The 14,718-nt window shown below is 59.4% G+C and carries 11 protein-coding genes; 1 reads left to right on the forward strand and 10 read right to left on the reverse strand.

What is annotated here, in order from left to right; all coding sequences use genetic code 11:
* Positions 1–13 precede the first annotated feature (13 nt).
* The 10 genes from DM872_RS02450 to DM872_RS02495 all read right to left on the reverse strand — a co-directional run bounded on the left by DM872_RS02450 (position 14) and on the right by DM872_RS02495 (position 13,623).
* Positions 14–1,297 (reverse strand): CmpA/NrtA family ABC transporter substrate-binding protein, encoded by a 1,284-nt coding sequence (locus tag DM872_RS02450; protein ID WP_179057945.1) that lies wholly within the window; start codon positions 1,295–1,297, stop codon positions 14–16.
* Positions 1,298–1,801: 504 nt separating this feature from the next.
* A complete protein-coding gene (locus DM872_RS02455) occupies positions 1,802–2,380 on the reverse strand; it encodes an ANTAR domain-containing response regulator (RefSeq protein WP_179057946.1) in 579 nt (192 codons plus the stop codon).
* A 20-nt stretch (positions 2,381–2,400) separates the two neighbouring features.
* Complete coding sequence (locus DM872_RS02460; protein WP_179057947.1) at positions 2,401–3,615, reverse strand: CmpA/NrtA family ABC transporter substrate-binding protein; 1,215 nt, start codon at positions 3,613–3,615, stop codon at positions 2,401–2,403.
* A 270-nt stretch (positions 3,616–3,885) separates the two neighbouring features.
* Entirely contained in the window at positions 3,886–6,618 is a 2,733-nt protein-coding gene (locus DM872_RS02465) for a LuxR C-terminal-related transcriptional regulator (RefSeq protein WP_179057948.1), read from the reverse strand.
* Positions 6,619–6,907: 289 nt separating this feature from the next.
* Positions 6,908–8,137, reverse strand: a complete 1,230-nt coding sequence (locus DM872_RS02470; protein ID WP_179057949.1) for an acyl-CoA dehydrogenase family protein — start codon at positions 8,135–8,137, stop codon at positions 6,908–6,910.
* Positions 8,138–8,220: 83 nt separating this feature from the next.
* The gene (locus tag DM872_RS02475) at positions 8,221–8,673 is read right to left on the reverse strand and encodes a GlcG/HbpS family heme-binding protein (RefSeq protein ID WP_179057950.1); all 453 of its coding nucleotides are present in this window, start codon (positions 8,671–8,673) and stop codon (positions 8,221–8,223) included.
* A 274-nt stretch (positions 8,674–8,947) separates the two neighbouring features.
* Positions 8,948–9,883 carry a catechol 2,3-dioxygenase gene (locus tag DM872_RS02480; protein ID WP_179057951.1) on the reverse strand — a complete coding sequence of 312 codons (936 nt, stop codon included), beginning with the start codon at positions 9,881–9,883 and terminating at the stop codon, positions 8,948–8,950.
* Positions 9,884–10,243: 360 nt separating this feature from the next.
* Positions 10,244–11,191, reverse strand: coding sequence for a PDR/VanB family oxidoreductase (locus DM872_RS02485; protein ID WP_179057952.1), 948 nt, complete (start codon positions 11,189–11,191; stop codon positions 10,244–10,246).
* 56 nt (positions 11,192–11,247) lie between these two features.
* Positions 11,248–12,309 carry an aromatic ring-hydroxylating dioxygenase subunit alpha gene (locus DM872_RS02490; RefSeq protein ID WP_179057953.1) on the reverse strand — a complete coding sequence of 354 codons (1,062 nt, stop codon included), beginning with the start codon at positions 12,307–12,309 and terminating at the stop codon, positions 11,248–11,250.
* 222 nt (positions 12,310–12,531) lie between these two features.
* Complete coding sequence (locus DM872_RS02495; RefSeq protein WP_179057954.1) at positions 12,532–13,623, reverse strand: SGNH/GDSL hydrolase family protein; 1,092 nt, start codon at positions 13,621–13,623, stop codon at positions 12,532–12,534.
* Between the two features lie 73 nt (positions 13,624–13,696).
* On the opposite strand from DM872_RS02495, the gene DM872_RS02500 reads away from it, so the two are divergent.
* Positions 13,697–14,677 (forward strand): GlxA family transcriptional regulator, encoded by a 981-nt coding sequence (locus tag DM872_RS02500; RefSeq protein WP_179057955.1) that lies wholly within the window; start codon positions 13,697–13,699, stop codon positions 14,675–14,677.
* Positions 14,678–14,718: the final 41 nt, after the last annotated feature.

The raw sequence follows: 14,718 nt of genomic DNA on the forward strand, positions 1-14,718 counted from the left end.
GTTACCTCCCGGGTCAGGCTTTGATGGCGAAGGACTGGGCGTAGGCGGCAGGGTTCGAGCCGTCCCACAACTTGCCGTCCATCAGGGTGCTGCCGCGCATCTGGCTGGCCGGAACCGGCAGGCCGAGGGCGCTGGCCGCCTCACTGAACAGCTTGGTCTGGTTGACCTGGGCGGCGACGGCGGCGTAGTCCGGATCCTGTTTGATCAGGCCCCAGCGCTTGAACTGGGTCATGAACCACATGCCGTCGGAGAGCCAGGGGAAGTTCACGTTGCAGTCCTTGCAGAAGGCCATGGCGTGCTTGTCTTCCCATTTGTTGCCCAGACCGTCCTCGTAGTGGCCGAGGAAGCGCTGTTCGATGACGTCCACCGGGGCGTTGACGTAGGCCTTGCCGGCGATGAGTTTGGCGGTGGCCTTCTTGTTCTCGTCGCTGGCCTCGATGAAGCGGCTGGCGTCGAGCAGGGCCATCACCAGGGCGCGTGCGGTATTGGGGTTCTGCTCGACGAAGTCGCGCGAGCAGCCCAGCACCTTCTCCGGATGGTCCGCCCAGATCTGCTGGGTGGTGGTGGCGGTGAAGCCGATCTTGTCGAAGATCGCCCGCGCGCCCCAGGGCTCGCCGACGCAGAAGCCGTCCATGTTGCCGACGCGCATGTTGGCGACCATCTGCGGCGGCGGCACGGTGATGGTTTTCACATCGGTCAGCGGGTTGATGCCGTGGCTGGCCAGCCAGTAGTAGAGCCACATGGCGTGGGTTCCGGTGGGGAAGGTCTGGGCGAAGGTCAGCGGGTTGCCGCCTTTCTTGATATGGGCGGCGAGCTGCTCGCCATTGGTCACGCCGGCTTCCTTCAGCTGGCGAGAGAGGGTGATGGCTTGGCCGTTCTGGTTCAGCCCCATGAGTACGGCCATGTTCTTCTGCGGACCGGCCACGCCGAGCTGGGAGCTGTACATCATGCCGTAGAGCACGTGGGAGGCATCCAGCTCGCCGGTGTTCAGCTTGTCGCGCACGCCCGCCCAGGAAGCTTCCTTGCTGGGTGTGATGGACAGGCCGTACTTGGCAGCGAAGCCCTGGGTGGCGGCCACGACCACCGAGGCGCAATCGGTGAGGGGAATGAAGCCGACCTTCAGAGCGGCCTTTTCCGGTGCATCCGAGCCGGCGGCCCAGGCCGCGCTGCGCAAGAAACCGGGGGCGGAGAGGCCGAGGGCGGTCACGCCACCGACCGTGCCGGCAATGGCGATCGATTGCTTGAGGAAGTTACGGCGACTGCTGTTCACCGGGTCTTTGGAATCACGTTCGCTCATGGTGTTGTCCTGAATGGAGGGCAAAACAAAAACGGCGTACGCCAGAGCTCCTAATAGGGGAAGGAACTCTGACGGACGCCGTTGTCCGTGATCCGCGGCCCACCGCCGTTGGCGCGCTACGCAAGAATCTGCAGGTGAGATTGCAAACGCCTTGCCAGCTTGGCCTGCAGCCCGAAGCCATGGTCTTGGCAGGTTACTTTCGGTCGTTATTGTCTTTTAAATCAGTAGCTTGGCTATTGCGGTAATGCTTCGGGCTAGCTGGCGGCAATGAGCCATGTTCGTGCGGCGCCGATGCGGCCTGAACGGTTTTGGTTCGCTTGGAGCAGGAGAGGGCAGCGAGGGGCGGATGCCAGGAACGGGGTGCAGTATTCGGGGCAACGGAGGACAGCACCACAGTGCGCCTGCGTACTGTGTGTGGCTAGAGATTGTTGCGAGCGTTGGCCCTGTCCATGGGGAGCGAACAAGTTCGCCTCCTCATGGACTTGACCGATTTCTGGTTGACGCTCAGACGCCAAGCATCTCGTGCGTGGCGATGATCTGCTCGGCTACCTGGATCAATCGTTGTTGGCGTCCCATGGCCTGGCGACGCATCAAGGTGTAGGCGGCCTCTTCGTCACAGCTTTTCATCTTCATCAGCAGGCCCTTGGCCAACTCGATGCGTTTGCGTTCGGCCAATTGGCTGTCTCGCTCCAGCAGTTGGGCGCGCAGGGCCTGATCACTCTCGAAGCGCGCCATGGCCACGTCCAGGATTGGTCTCAATCGCTCAGTGTGAATGCCTTCGATCACGTAGGCGCTGACACCGGCCCGGATCGCCTGGCGCATCAGCTCGGGATCGTGATCGTCGGTGAACATGACGATGGGGTGGGGCCGGTCGCGGCTGACCATCACCACCTGTTCCATCATGTCGCGGCCGGCGGACTCGGTGTCGATCAGTACGACATCGGGGCGCGCCGCTTCGATGCGCTCGGGCAGGTTGATGCTCAGGCTGGTTTCGTCCATGACCTCGAAACCGGCCTCCACCAGGGCATTACGCAGACGGCCGACTTTCTTCGGGGTGTCATCGATCAGGAGAATGCGGAGCATGCAGTGGTCAACTCTAGGCGTCAGAGGGCAGCGGCCGCAGTGGCGGCGCTGTGGGCGTGAATAGCGAAGCTGCGGGCGTAGCCGGCCGGGTCGGTGCCGTCCCAGATCTGGCCGTCGAACAGCCTGGAGCTGCGCATGGGGTGCGCGGGGACCGCTATGCCCAGCGCTTCGGCCGCTTCGCGGTAGAGTGCTAGCTGGTGGACTCGACGGGCCACGCCGAGGTAATCCGGGTCGTCCCTGAGCAGCCCCCAGCGACGGAACTGGGTCATGAACCACATGCCATCGGACAGCCAGGGCATAGACGCCTCTCCGCCGGCAAAGAAGCGCAGTGGGTGAGCATCGCGCCAGGCGTAGCCGAGGCCGTCCTCGTAGTCGCCGAGAAAACGCGGTTCGATGGCCGACAGTGGTGCATCGAGGTACTCGACACCGCTGATTAGCCGGGCAGTGCTGCGCTTGTTCTCGTCGCTGGCGTCGATGAAGCGGCTGGCCTCGAGCACCGCCATGGTTAGGGCGCGGGCGGTGTTGGGGTACTGCTCCACGAAGGCGCGCGTGCAGGCGAGCACCTTTTCCGGGTGGTCGGGCCAGATCATCTGGCTGGTGGCCAGGGTGAAGCCCTGTTTCTCATCCACCGCTAATGCGCCCCAGGGGCCGCCAGCACAGAAACCGTCGATGTGCCCGGTCTTGAGGTGCTGGACCATCTGCGCGGGCGGAAGCACGACTGTGTTCACATCTTCCAGCGGGTGGATACCCTGGGCCGCCAACCAGTAGTGCAGCCACATGGCATGGGTGCCGGTGGGAAAGGTCTGGGCGAAGGTCAGTTTCGCACCGTGCTGACGCACCCGGGCGGCGAGAGTGTCGGCTCGGGTCACACCTGCCTGACGCAGTGGTTCGGAGAGATTGATCGCCTGGCCGTTCTGACACAGCCCCATGAGGATCGCCATTTCGGTGGGCGAGCCACCCAGTCCCAGGTGGGTGCCGTAGACCTGGCCATAGAGCGAGTGCGCGGCGTCCAGCTCGCTGCTCAATAATCTGTCACGTAAGCCAGCCCAGGAGGTCTGCCGCTTCAGCTCCAGGGTCAGCCCGTAGGGCTGGGCGAAACCCTGGGTGGCCGCGACGATCAGCGAGGCGGAGTCGGAAAGGGCCATGAAGCCCAGGTTCACTGTGCGCTTTTCCGGGGCATCGCTGCCCGCGACCCAGGCGAGGTTGTCGTTACGGGTGCAACTCTTGTCGGTCATGTTGTTTGTCCCACCACTGAACGAAAAAGGCGCCGTCCCAGTCGCCATGGGATTGGTGACCGGGTACGACGCCATCGTCTATGAACTGTCTCCGCCGTTGGAGGGAGTTCGGAGTGCTGGTGTCAGCAAGTGATGTGCCATCGTTCAGTAATGAAACTGAACGGAGGGCAGGGAAGAGGGCGCTGCTGGAGCTTCGATTAGTAGACGACCTCAACTTGGCTGTTATCTGCCATTCGGTATCGGCTGCTGCATAACCCAGCCCCTCGCTTATTAATGAATCAATCCACGCTCTCTGGCGGCACGTACCGCCAGTTTTCGCTTTCGTACTCCAAGCTTTTCAAAGATGCGCTGCCAGTACCATTTAACAGTGTTCTCCGTCAGCCCCAACGCTTGAGCTACTTCCTTGGCGGCGAGGTTTTGGGCCGTTAGACGAATGATCGCCAATTCGCGTTCGGACAGGAGCTCGGCGCTGGCATCGGTGGATACCAGCTCAGTTACTCGGGGTACTTCAGGGCGTTGGCCGAAGGCCGCAAGCAGTTTGTCTAGATAGCTGGTCCATGCCAGAGGGATATCAGCTGCTGTTGATTGTTTCAGCTGAAGCAGTAGCCCACACAGCTCTTCGCCCTCGTCGACAAAGATGCGCACAAATAGTCCTTCGGAGCGGCTTAAAGCTTCGATCAATGTGCGGCGCGCAGCTAGGTTGTCGCCAGAGCGAGACAGCAGACGTGTCAGCAATACGGACACGCGTACAAAGGACCGATTGTACTGGCGCTCCTGCAACAGATTTGCCCAGCGTCGTAGTACGCGTATGGCATTGGCATATTGGCCGTTCTCAAGGCTAACGCGGGCGAATGCCATTGCGAAACTCTCTCGGCTGCTGTCTGCCCCTTTCTCAGGGGATAAGGATTTGAGAGCAGTGAAATCCGGGCTGCGTTCAAGCAATCGCTCGGCCTGCACCAACTGACCCTGTTCAACGTAAAGTTGCACTTGGGCCGCCAGCACCCGGGCGCGCAAACGCGGCAGCTGGAATCGCATGGCAAATTGATGGGCTGCGTCGAGTTGCTCGTGCGCCACGGTGTAACCCGCATCTAGCCTTGTCAGAAGCGCGCCGGTAATCACTCGGGAAATGATGGAGTCGACGATGCCGAAGTCCAAGCTACTGATGGAAATCTCGGTCAACAGCCTGCGGGCTTCGTCTAGGCGATCCGTTTCATACCAAAGCTGAACCAATGGAGCTGCAGCCATGGACGCGAGTGAAGAGTCCCGTCCCTGGATACGGATTGCCGTTGCGTGAGCGGACAGGAGCAGACGCTCCGCGGTGGCAACCTGGCCGCGCGATGCAAAGACGCAGCCGGCGACAACGTCCAGGAAGACTGTTCCATAGCCGGCCCCTACGTTGAGGAATAGCCGACGTAGCTCGTCCACCTCCAGCTCGGAAACGAGACTCTGATAGCTATCACGCCGGCACATTATCAAGGCAACTTTTGCCGAGGCGAGCATGAAACTATCGCTGTGCTGATAGGCCTGCAGCCAATTTGTGATGGCGCGTTCGGCTGGGCGTAACTGGTCGGTAAAGGTTTGCAGCATGCAGTCGCGATGCTCCAGGGTTACACGGAGCAGCTCCTGCTCCCTGGCGGCGCTGCTGCCCTCAACAACATCTGGGTCAAGAAGTTGTTGGGTCTCGAAGAGCAGGCGGCGAGCCTCGAAAAATCGCCAGCGAATGATGTTGTCCCATACCAGCTCAAGCTGTAGCCGAGGAAGGCGTTGCATCACGTTGGCATCGAGCTGATCGGCCAGCGCCTGTAGCGTGGTGGTTTGTCCGCTGCTGAAGAGCGCTGGGCTTATACGGTCCAGTAACGTGCCGGCCCATTCCTGTTCGTCCAGGATGAACGCATGCTCGATGGCTTCAAGCTCCCGCCCGTGTCCAGCCAGCCATTGACCGGCACGACGATGGTACTGCTGCGCCGAGCGCGGAGATCGGTCCATCAGAATACGGCGCAGCAGGTCGGCGAACAGATGGTGATAACGGTACCAGTTGCGCTCCCGATCCAGCCCGAGAAGGAATAGGTGCTTCACCTCTATCTGATCGATCAAGTCCCTTGCGTTGCTCACTCCGAGTACCTCGTTTGCGAGCTCGGCGTTGAACGATTTGAGTAGCGAGGTCGCAAGGAGAAATTGCTCGATCTCTTGAGATTGCTTGGCAAGTACCTCTTCCACCAGGAAGGCGGCAATGTCTCTATCTGCGCCGGAGAACCGCTGGAGAAAAGTATCGACATCTACTCCAGACTCCAAGGCAATCGAGGCCATGCGTAGGCTTGCCGGCCAGCCTTCTGTTTTCCCCAGTAAGGTAATCAGCTGCGTTTCGGACAATTCCGGTATATGGAATCCGGCCATGAACTGGCGGGCTTCTTTCTCGGAAAATGAAATCGCTGCGCTATCGATCTCATGCAATTGACCGAGGGCGCGTAGCCGGGAAAGAGGCAGCCGCGGTAACTCGCGCGAGGAAATCACCAGATGCAGGTTATGCACTGGGCTGGTAAGAAGCAGGCTGATCAACTCCAGCACTCGAGTGTCGGTGATCAGATGGAAGTCATCCAGGAACAGATACACGCGGTCTGGCAACTGCATGACACGTTCGAGAATCTCTGCTGCCAGGTAGGGAGTGCTGGGGCCGGATCCTAGGCCATGGTGCGAGCCGGAGGCATTGATTGCACTGTGGCCATCAAGCGCTGATAGGAGCAGGGACGAGAAGCGCACTACGTCGTTATCGTAGCTGTCGAGGCCCAGCCAGGTGGCTTGCAGGTGCCGTTGCTGCAGGCGACGGAGCAGCGCGGCCATAAGACTGCTTTTGCCATATCCTGCCGGCGCGCAGATCAGTAGCAGCGACTTGTCGAGACTTCGTTCAATCCGATCCAGCAAGTCCTCTCGCTCAATCAGCCCGCCGGCCTGCGTTGGCGGTGCGAATTTTGTTGGCAGAATCGGCCATGAGGCTGGGCCGTTCATCGACTGTTCACCGGGCATGATCAAACTGAACGCTGCTCAGGCTCCAGCGTTGAGTGGAATACCCATCACGGAAACCCTTGTTGTTAGAAACTGCCGAAATCGGCAGCGAGTGCGTCGTTTATCACATAGCCGTCTGTGATGCTCAAGGCCCTTGAGCGTGCGGCCCCGGAAGGACGAACGATGGCAATGCCCGAAAGGGAGGGTGGGGGCGTTGCTGCTGGGATGAGAATACCGGCCAATGCACAGTGGAGTGCCCAGCCGGTAGTCCCTTAGCTATTCGAGTCAGGTATCAACCGGTGAAGTCTTTGCCGAAGATGTTCCGAGCGATCACCCACTTCTGTACCTCGTTGGTGCCTTCGTAGATCTCCGCGATCTTGCTGTCGCGATACACCTCTTCAACATGATAGTGCGACCCATCGAAGGCCAGCTCCTTGGTGAAACCGTAGCCGCCGAAAATCTGAACACCTTCGCGGGCGAATTCGCTGGCCAGGTTGGTCCCGTACCATTTGGCCATGGCTGCTTCAGGCTCGGGGAACTGCTCCCCCCCATCCATTCGCAATGCGGCTTTGAGGTACAGGTTGCGTGCGTTTTCGATTTCGGTAGCTCGTTCGGCCAGGCGGAATTGCCAGTGCTGGAACTGGGCCAAAGCCTTGCCGAAGGCTCGTCTTTTCTGCAGGCGGGCAACGCTATGGTCGAAAACGCTCTGCGCCATGCCTACACCACTGGCGGCGATGCCAATGCGTCCGTAAGTCAGTACTTGCAGCGCGATCTTCAGTCCGTCGCCACGCTTGCCCACAACGTTGTCTAGCGGGACTCGGACCTTGTCGAACCGTATATCGGCGGTCAGTTGCCCATGGTTTCCGAGTTTTTTGTCAGGCGCACCGACAGTGACGCCTGGTAGGTCGAGGTCGACAACCACTTCGGTCATTCGCTCACCATCGCGGCACAGCAGCACGACGAAGCTAGCTACTGGCGAGTTCGTGATCCAGCGCTTGTGCCCATTGATCTCAATGTGGTCGTCGTGGAAGGTCGCATGGGTCACCAGGGCCTCTACCGACAGGTCAGTGCTAGCCTCCGGTTCGCTGGTGGCAAAGCTGCCGATCTTTCGACCTTCCAGTAGCGGCGTCAGGTAACGCTTTTGGAGTGCGGGGTTGGCCCATTCGAGAGCGTGGCCGGCGAGGATGCAGTGCACATCGTAGATCGCCGCGACGCTATTGCTGAAATAGCTCAGCTCCTCGATAACGACCGCGGTTGCTGCTGCTGGACATGCCAGGCCGCGCCCACCGACTTCAGCGGAGAAGGGAATTCGAAAAAGGCCGGCATCTGCCATTGTCTCGAAGAGGTCGAAAGGGAAAGCCTCGACAGCTTCTTCACGGTGGCCGATTTGCCAGGCAACAGGTGCCACATGCTTTTCGCAGAACGCACGCACTTCTGCCCGAATCGCAAGTACCTCCTCTGGGCTCATCAGGTCGTGGTACAGACGTGGTTCCTGGCGAGGTGGATGAATCTCGTTTGTCATTGTCATTTCTGGCAATTCTCGTGTTGGTCGGGATGGGAGGTGCACTTTGTCCGGATATCCGCCCTGGTCGGGCCTGAACACACTCAACACGCACCCAGGGCGATGAGCGCAGCCCGGGCGCAGGCTTCGTCTTCGGATTCACTACCACCGGAAACAGCGACAGCACCTATCAATTGACCGTCGATACGTATCGGCAGACCACCTCTCACCAAGGTCAGGTCGCGGTGCGATAGCAGACCATCACGTACGCGTTGGCCGGAGGCTTCCAGGACTTGTTCGAGCTCAGCTGCTGTGATGCCGCAGCCTGCTACGCTGCGCGCTTTTTTGATGGCCATTTCATGGGAAATCAGAAACGCCCCTGGCATCCTGGCGAAGCCGGTAAGCGCGCCTTGGGAGTCGACAACGGCGACCACTACCTTTATCGCCAGTAGTTCCGCGTGGTGGATCGCGGCCTCTATGGCCTGTAGCGCAGCTCGATGGGTGATGAGGGGGTGAGAGATGTACAGGGGATCAGTGGACTTCGGATTGACGACCATCGTTGACTCCGAGACCGAACGAATTCGGTCCTGCTTTTGTTGCGCTCGGGGCGATGTGCGCCAGCGGAGCTAGCCAGGGGCTCGGTGCCTGTAAACATGCAAGGCTCAATTCCCCTGGGCATTGATGAAACTGGCTGATCGGCACTCCGCCCACCGGCCACACTGAAAAAAAAGGGCGTCTCGGTTTTTCACGCTCGATAAGGTAGACGCCCGTGAAAGGAGCACTGCTGGTTTTCTCTCCGAGACCTTGTTGGCGGTTGCGGAGAGGCAACAATCAGGTCACCACAGTGAGAAAAGTTTCGTGAAGCTTGCGCTGCACGTAGTCGAGACCGCCGCCATCACCGATACCGTCGAAAGTCCAAGTCAGCGGTGGATGGTCCGGATAGGGCTGGCGATCTTCCTTGAAAGTCTCGAAGCGATTGCCGGACGGATCCCATGCATAAATGGTCCTGCCACGAGTCACGCCATGTCGGGTTGGTCCGATGTCCACAGGCACGTTGTTCATCGCCATGATGTCGCCGGCGCGCAATACCTGTTCCCAGCTTTCCATCAGGAAAGACACATGGTGGAGCTTCCCTGGCTCCTCGTAATGACCGAAGGCGATGTCATGGGATTTGATCGAGCAGCTGAGGAACCCAATGATGTTGGTCTCGCCATCTGGGCCAAGTACGCGCTCGACCAGCGTGAACCCGAGCACATCGATGAACAGCTTGAGCGTCTCTGGTACGTTCGGTCCGTACAGCAGCAGATGGTCCATCCGCAGTGGTGAGATGCCGTGAGTAGCCGTAGGGTCCCACGGAGTCGGATTGACCTCACCGCACCCGTTGCCGACGAAAGTCTTCTCGGCATACAACTCGACTTCGTGACCACTGGGGGTGGTGAAGCGTACGCGTTCACCGGTCTCTAGCAGGTCGCCGGCGGCGATGCGATGCGTGTCTACCCCGTAGGCCTGCAGCTTGCCTTCAAGGTCATTCAGGGTAGCGACATTCAGCACCTTGAAGCCGACGAAATCCATACCTGCGCGATCGGCCTCACGCAGTATCACGCTGTGATGATCAAACTCGTCGCGGCATTTGAGATAGATGCGACCCTGGGAATCCCGCCCGGTCTCTAGCATGCCGAGAACATCGCGGTAGTGGTGTACGCCCGCCTCAAGGTCCATGACACGTAGTTGAACGTGCCCGGGGCGCAGAACGCCTGTCATTGCCATGTTTCGCTCCTGATTGTGTTTGTTCTAGAGAGGGCTGGCTGTTGCCCCCGGGCGTGGGCCCGTCTTCTGGCCTAGCTGTTCGACCCGACGGTGGCTAAACACGTCTGGGTCATGTACCGGAGGTACCACTTACAGAGGTCATGGAGCGCGGCGATGCTGCTCCAGTCTGTATGTCGGCTAGCTCCATTTGGCAGTCAGTAGATACCCTAACTACCGTTGTAAATACCGTCTAATACCTTGTTTTCGTCTGCCTCATACCTATTTGGTATGTCTATGGCTCGCCCTCTTTAGTCGCCCCAAGGGGCTGCTCTTGGCGGTTTTCCTTGTGCCGTGGCCTTGTCCGCATGCGGCACAGCGTGTTCAAAGATCGAGATACAACGTGTCTGACATTGCGCGGGATACACAGATGATGATGTGCTTGTTCGCCGCGCGTTCGGCAGCTGAGAGCACGTTGTCACGGTGCTCGGGAATACCATCCAGCAGGCCCGTCTTGCATGTGGCGCACAGGCCCTCGCGGCACGAATAAGGCACGCCTTCACCACATGCCTCGAGCTCTTCGAGAATGCTGCGTCCGGCTGGTACTTCGAGAGATTTCCCCGAGCGCAATACAACGGTGAATGGCTTGTCCCCGGTGGTATCGATCTCCGTTGCCGTAAACCACTCGAAGTGCAGGGTTGCTGGGTCGCGTCCGGTCGCCGAGGCCTCGACCGATTTCATAAGTGGGTCAGGGCCGCAGCAGTAGATGTGGGCTGTTGGGCTGATGCCGACCAGCGCCTGTGATGGATTGAAGAAGTCTTGCTGTTCGTCATCAAAATGCAGGTGGCAGCGCTCCGGTGCCAGCGACATGAGGTCTTCATAGAACGCCATGCGCTGGCGATTCCTCGCGCAGTAGAACAGCTGCCATTTCTTGCCCAGGCGAATACAGGTATGGATCATCGCCATGATTGGCGTAATACCAATACCGCCAGCAATGAAGACAAACTCGTCTGCCTCTTCCTTGAAGGGGAAGTTGTTTCGAGGCGCGCTGGTCTGCAGCGTTACACCAACGCGGATCGACTGGTGGATCAGGCGGGAGCCGCCGCGGCTGTCTTTGGCCAAACCTACGCCAATGCAGTAGCGATCCCGCTCAGTTGGATCATTGCAGAGTGAGTAGTGGCGAATCAGGTTGCCCGGCAGATAGACCTCAAGGTGCGAACCAGCCTCGAAGGGGGGCAGATCCTTGCCAGCGGGATTACGTAGTTCCAGGAGCATGACGTCACGTGCTTCGCAGCGTACGTCGGTGACTTTCAGGGAGATTTTTTCGCTCATTTCGGCAGCCTTTCCATAAGGTGTCGTCGCGGGCACAGCGCTCGCGGCCACGGACGTCAGAGGGACGATGCAATAAGTGCTTCTTCTTGCATGCGTTCTTCTCTGATCAGCTTGTCCAGCACCCAGAGCATTTTGCCGGGGCCAGCATCGGCTGCGATGTCGAAGGTCTTGAAGTCAGGCTTTTCCTGCATGCGAATGCGCTGGCCTTCGAGCATCACCTTGTCTTCAAAGAAGGCGGCGTCGATGCCTTCCTTGAGTAGATCGGCTAGCCCCGGGCGTTCGGTAGCCTTGCTCACACCCCAGGAGAAGTAGTAATCCACCGAGTCTGCGTCACGAGGCGTAATGGCTTGGCAGCTCCAGGAGTCCAGTACCAACTCGCCATCGGACTCGCCTTCAGTGGCGGTGCCTGCAGTAAATACGCGGAAGTGCAGGATCCAGTTGCAGGGGACGGTCTGAGTGATGTCGAAGTGCGCATCGCATGTGAATCCCGGCGGGAACAGGTGAGCGACGAACTTTGGAACCGGTACGTTACGTACCCAGTAGTCGGTCTTGATCCCGCGAGGCAGGATCTTGTGCTCGGGTCTGGCAAGAGCCTGTGCCCAACCCATGGCAATGGTGTTGTCGTGCGTGAATGAGCTATGCGACAGGTCCGCCAGGTTGGCGTTCTCCATGCGATAGTCCGCATCAACCTGGATGTAGCTCGGGCGTACTATGTAGTCCGGGTTGCCTGGGCCGACGGAACTGCAGATCAATGCGGGATCAGCCTTTTCCGGGTCACCCATCCATACCCAGATCCAGTTGTCCTTCTCCACTACAGGGAAGGCTCGCACGCAGGCGCGTTCGGGGATGTTGTCCTGGCCGGGGATTTCGTTGCACTTGCCATCGGCGCCGAACTTGATGCCGTGGTACATGCACCGCAGGTCGTCACCTTCTTTGGCGCCCATCGAAAGGGCCGCCTGGCGATGTGGGCAGCGGTCTTCGAGAGCAACGACATCGCCATTTAGCTTGCGGTACAGAACGACGCGCTCTCCGGCGATTTTCCGGGCGACGATGGAAGTCTTCCCTTGCGATATCTGGTAATCCCAGCCTGCGCAGTACCAGCAGTTTTTGAGAAACATGGCTATCTCCTACCAGGGCGCTGTAGAGCAGCGTTGTTTTTGTTTGGTCTGGCTTGTGGTGTCGTAAGAGCACCTGTGGCCAAGGTAGCGAGCGTGGGAATGGTGACGCACCAACCTTTTGGGATGGTGGGGCGAGGCATCGTGGCGTGGGGAGTGGGGCAGCATGCGGGGGGCAGTAACCAGCCCGAGGCGTTACCTCAGGCCGGTTTACACGATTCAGCGTTAGAGCAGAAAGCCCATTGCCAAACGATTGAAGCGTTCGCCAATCAGGCGGTAGCCATCTGCATTCGGGTGCAGGCCGTCTACCAGTAGCGCGTTATCGGCAGTGCCGAACAGGTCCAATCCATTGATGTAGTGCAGTTGCTGGTCGTTCTGGCTGCGATGAGATTCGACTACGCCTTCCAGGACCTGGCGAATCTCCTCCAGAGTCATGCCTCCGTTCTCGCCAGCTGCTTCGCGGGACGGCGATGCGATGGGAGATACGAGAACGATTGGGAGTTCGGGCTTCGCGTCCCGAATCAAGACCAGCATGGAATGGGTGGAGTCTGCCAGGGTGCGCGGATTCATGGCGCCGCCGTCCCAGATATTGATACCTAGTTCCAAGACCAGGGCATTGATGTCCTGCTTGGCGATGGTCCGAGCTGCCAGGCTGCTGATCAGGCAGGAGCCCGCCCAGCCCATGTTGAGCATGCTGACATCGGCGAGGGCCGAGGCGACTGCCGGCCAACTGCCGGTGCCGCTATCAGCTTCCATGCCATGGGTAATTGAGCTGCCATGGAACAGTACCTGTGGGCGGACGTCAGGCGCTGCGCTCCAGCTTGCGCCGGCATCCACCTCAAGCGATTGGATGATTTGCACGGTGGATTGTGGGAACCAGATTTCCACGGTTTTCTCGCCTGCGGGCAGATGCTCAACACTCAGCACGGCGTGCGGATCACCCTGCGGGGCCTGGCCTGGAGTGAGAAACGCACCACCTGCAGCTGCCGCTTGCGCAAACACCTCGTTGTTAACGCGAACCTCGAAGTTGCGTTTCCACTGTTCCGGTTCGCTCAAGTAAGCCTGGGTCTGCAAGGTCCTCAGTCGCACGTTGCGGCTATTGGTGTTAAGGCGAAGGCGCACGCCCGATGTCATCGCTGCGGTAAAGCCGTTGAGCGGGTCGAGCATGAAGCCAGTAGCCGGATCGAAGCGAACTGGCTGCAACCCTGCCTCATGCTCGATGCAGCCGAGCTGACCTGTCAGCAGGGACTTGAGGTCGGTAAGGGGGACGTGTTGCATGGTGCGCACCTCTGGTTGTGGATCCGTTTTGTCGGACAAAGGCGCAGTCTATGAAGCTCGACTGAATGGCAGTAGTGTAAAAAAAGCCACTTTATATGCGGAAACAGACGGTATGCCTGTCGCGGCGATTTTCCTATACGACAACTGCTACGCCTCCAGCGTGGGCGGCTTTGCCGATGTGTTGCAAGTCGCCAACGCGCATCTTGCCGCTCAGAACTCAGCGCAGCGTTACACCTGGTCATTCCTCGCGCCGAAGGCTGGTGGTATCACGACGAGTAACGGATTACCGCTCCAGGCTCGGCAGCCTGAGCCGGGTGAACACTTCGATATTGTCTACATTCCTGCCTGTCACTATCTGGGCTATCACTCCTTCAGGCAATTCCTTGATCAACAGTCGCTGCATTGCGAATGGCTCTGCCGGCAGTGGGAGGTGGGGGCTGAGCTCATTGCCACCTGCACTGGAACATTCGTCCTGGCCAATACCGGACTGCTTGATGGTCGCGTCGCAACAACCACCTGGTGGCTGGAGGAGCAGTTCCGCGCCTGGTTTCCCGCCGTGGATCTCCAGATGGCGCCGATACTGACTCAGTCGGACCGACTGTTCTGCGCCGGAGCACTGTCCTCCTATCACTTGCAGTCGATCCAGACCATTGAGCGCCATTCAGGTGCAGCACTGGCAGCGCAGTGCGCCAAGAGCTTGCTGATCGATGTCAGCCAGACGCTTCAAACGCCATACCTTCCGTTGTTGGCGCATCGTTCGCACAGCGATGCCGTGGTGCAGCAGGCGCAGGATTATCTCGAGCGCCACCTCGCCGACCCCATTCGCCTGACAGATCTTGCGAAGCGTCTGGCGGTAAGCGAGCGCACGCTGATTCGTAGATTCCATCTGGCGCTTGAGCAGACTCCTCTGGCCTACCTACAGAGCTTGCGCATCGAGGCAGCGCGAACCATGTTGGAGACCGGTAATCAGCGCATCGAGAGCATTGCGCAGGCAGTCGGGTATCTGGACAGCAGCTCGTTCGTCAGGCTGTTTCGCGAGCGCATTGGACTCACCCCGGCAGCCTATCGGCGGAAATTCAGGCTGGGCGGTTAAATTGCTCGCTTGTCGGAACTCGCATAGTTGGAGTCATTTTT

This window comes from Pseudomonas taiwanensis (genome assembly GCF_013393345.1).
In the GTDB taxonomy this organism is placed as follows: Bacteria; Pseudomonadota; Gammaproteobacteria; order Pseudomonadales; family Pseudomonadaceae; genus Metapseudomonas; species Metapseudomonas resinovorans_C.